Here is a 1,370-nt window from a genome sequence, read left to right on the forward strand (position 1 = left end):
GCGAAACGGGGCTGCACTACAACACCTTCAGGTTCTACGATCCGGATATCGGGCGGTTTATCAGCCCGGACCCGATTGGGTTGGCGGGTGGGATCAACCTGTTCCAGTACGCGCCGGAGCCGTATGGGTGGGTGGATCCGTGGGGGTGGAAGTGCTGGAGTTCCTCAAGACGTAGCTATTGGAAAAACGCGGCTAAAAACTCTCCGCTTGGAAAATTCTCTCCTCGAAATCTAAGCAGAATGCGAAGGGGGCTCGCTCCTCGGATGGTCGTAAAAGTAAGATATAAAGATACTCTGACGAATAGAGTCAAAGGTCGAGTTGGCCAAGAGAAAGATATTACGGTACCTATTGAGCTGAATCACCAATATATCCCGCAGCGTTCAGGTTCGAATACAGTTGCACATGAGGGCTGGAACCTTCAGCCAGCTACTCCGTGGGGGCATGCATCAATGGACCCATATCGTAATCTTGGATGGGATTTGCTAGAGATAGTTACCCCTGTAAATAAGCTCTAGGAGGAAAGTTATGGAAAAGCAAGAGTTTGAAGATGTCCTGGATGGCTTTCTAAATAAGGAAAAAAAGCCAGCATTTTTACAGCGGGTGCAAATGTATTTGTAGATAATCTTTACTTGGAAGTTTTACAAGATAAGCCCAAAAGTACAAGAAAATGGTTATCTGGGAAGCTAAAAAGAAAATTTCTCTATTTGTCAGAGCCGCCCATTTGGAGAGGTGAACCAGACTGGCCTTTTTATAAGGGTGAGCCGATGATTTTTATGATGCAGAAATCTACTACCTTAGAGGGAAATAGAGAGATTGCAGAATATTTTCCGATAGGTGATACCGTGTACTTGTTTTCAAGTAAAAATCCTCCAAAACCCAAGGAAGGTGAGCCATGGACGACTATTTATAAACTTATTATTCAAGATAATGAAAGCGGTTATACAGAAGAAGCTAATTACTTTGATGAGATGTAGGGAGAGAACATTCGGGGACAGACCACGATTAGTCTCATAAAACTCGGTTTGTCGCTGAGCAATCCCAGTTGCTGGCCTGCGCCCGCTCAGCGAGACCCGCGCCGGCCGGCACAGCCTCTACCTCTACGATGAAGGCAGCTACGACCCGCTGGCGCGCGTCGATGGCCTGGGCGAACACGCGCGCCTGCGCTATCACCACACCGACCCCAACGGCCTGCCGCAGCAACTCACCGAAGACGACGGCCGCTGCATCTGGCAGGCGCGCTACCAGGTCTGGGGCAACACCCTGGCCGAAACGCAGGAAAGCTTCTTCGTCGAAGAGCAGAACCTGCGCTTCCAGGGCCAGTACCTGGACCGCGAAACGGGGCTGCACTACAACACCTTCAGGTTCTACGA

At 49.7% G+C, this 1,370-nt stretch carries 2 protein-coding genes and 1 pseudogene; all 3 read left to right on the forward strand.

The window, feature by feature from the left end; all coding sequences use genetic code 11:
* On the forward strand, nucleotides 1-515 hold a 515-nt coding region (locus INS93_RS24545), incomplete at its 5' end, for an RHS repeat-associated core domain-containing protein (RefSeq protein ID WP_192985853.1).
* 114 nt (nucleotides 516-629) lie between these two features.
* The gene (locus tag INS93_RS24550) at nucleotides 630-974 is read left to right on the forward strand and encodes a hypothetical protein (protein ID WP_192985854.1); all 345 of its coding nucleotides are present in this window, start codon (nucleotides 630-632) and stop codon (nucleotides 972-974) included.
* A 73-nt stretch (nucleotides 975-1,047) separates the two neighbouring features.
* Nucleotides 1,048-1,370, forward strand: a pseudogene (locus INS93_RS24555) (RHS repeat domain-containing protein); the annotation flags it as partial.

The organism is Pseudomonas sp. EggHat1 (assembly GCF_014892995.1).
Lineage (GTDB): Bacteria > Pseudomonadota > Gammaproteobacteria > Pseudomonadales > Pseudomonadaceae > Aquipseudomonas > Aquipseudomonas chaetocerotis.